Below are 1,204 nucleotides of genomic sequence, written 5' to 3' on the forward strand. Positions count from 1 at the left end.
GGTAGTACTAAAGATATTGTAAAAAATAATTTGTCGGATAAGAAAAAAGAATTAAGCAGACAATCTAAGTTTGAAAACTTACGAGAACGTGTTGAGAAATATAGGCTAACACAAACTAAAAAGCTGATGAAACAAGGCATGGGTTTTGAAAAAGCTAGAAAAGAGGCTTTTAAAAGATCCTTAATGTCGGATAGAGATAAAAGGCGCCTTGAGTATAAAGAACTTGTAAAAGAATCAAAAGCAAAAAGTAAAATGCTAGCGGCTTCTCAAGGAAAAGGACTTGTTGCCAAAATTGCTATAGGTAGCGCCTTGGAAAATGTTATTAGTAATGCTATAGGGAAAGCAGCGGGTGGGATTTTAGGCTTTGCAAAAAAAGCGGTTGAAGAAACATCTAAAACCAATAAAAAGAAACTTCTCAATAGTGCATTTTATACAGGAAAAGAACGAGATATGCTGATTAAGGGAACTGAAAAGGAGAAGGGAATTTTTAGCGGATTGAAAGGATTTGAGCGCGACTTAGAAAAAGAAGAGTTTTTAAATCAAGCAAGTGTTTTTAAAGGGACTCTAAGAGACTTGGGGAAGTTAAATTTTCATAATTTGAAAAAATCAATGGAGTTTGCAGCCGTGCTTAAATCAAGCGGTGCTATGAGCAGTGAAGATGCTGTAAAAGCCGTTAATAGTCTTCTTAGTGGAGATGGAAGTGAACTTTATGATATATTAAAAAATACATGGGGCGAGGAAATTGCCAATAAATATACAGAAGATGCTAAAAAAGCTTGGCAAAGTGGAGCTGAAGTAGATCTAGAATCTAGAATTAGTAAGATGCTTGAAATGTTAGGCGATTATAAAAGCTACGGTCTTACAAAAAAAGCGGATACTAAAGAGGAGATTGATAGCAATTTAGCATCAGCTGAACAAACTCTTTCAAACTTAACCACTACTGTTTTGGAGCCTATACTTGCTCTAATTAAAAAAATCACTGATTACTTGAAAGATTTTACTTTTCAAACACATGTTATTGAGCCCTTTTTTAAAGGCCTGAAAAGCCTTTTTACCAAGTTGCCATTGGTTGGTTGGGCTTTTGAAGACAATCCTACTCCTCCTCCTAAAACCAAAAACAAAGTTCCTGAAAAAAAAGAATCTGAAGACAAGTATAACGATACCCCATAATTTTAAGAAAAAGGTAATTACTTATGGCTATTAA

1 protein-coding gene is annotated in these 1,204 nt (G+C 34.4%); it reads left to right on the forward strand.

From position 1 onward, the window contains the following. A partial coding sequence (locus HNR35_RS05710) for a DUF759 family protein (RefSeq protein ID WP_183224550.1) occupies nt 1–1,170 on the forward strand: 1,170 nt, incomplete at its 5' end. Nucleotides 1,171–1,204: the final 34 nt, after the last annotated feature.

Source organism: Borreliella spielmanii, assembly GCF_014201705.1.
GTDB classification, from domain to species: domain Bacteria; phylum Spirochaetota; class Spirochaetia; order Borreliales; family Borreliaceae; genus Borreliella; species Borreliella spielmanii.